General features: G+C 70.4%; 1 protein-coding gene. It reads right to left on the bottom strand.

All coding sequences use genetic code 11. The features are described 5' to 3' along the window. On the bottom strand, window positions 1-233 hold a 233-nt coding region (locus AC06FB_RS18885; protein ID WP_478053990.1), incomplete at both ends, for a hypothetical protein.

Raw genomic sequence — 233 nt, 5'->3', positions numbered from 1 at the left:
GCCGCCCACGGTATGGCTCATCCCGGCCACGCCGGCATCGGCATCGATGCGGCCATGGCTGGCGAAGCCACGTGCCCACAGACCGTGGCCACGCTGGCCATCACCGCTGGCCCCCGCACCTGCTGCCGTCGGCTCGACCAGATGCATTGCCAGCTGGTTGAACAGGGTGCCATGGCGCATGCCCGGCTGTGCCGACATCGACTGCGCGACCTGCGCGGCCAGGCCATCGGCAT

The sequence above is a fragment of the Stenotrophomonas sp. Steno-C15 genome (assembly GCF_056393265.1).
Note: the sequence above shows the minus strand (reverse complement) of the source record. Positions and strands in the feature narration are given on the sequence as shown.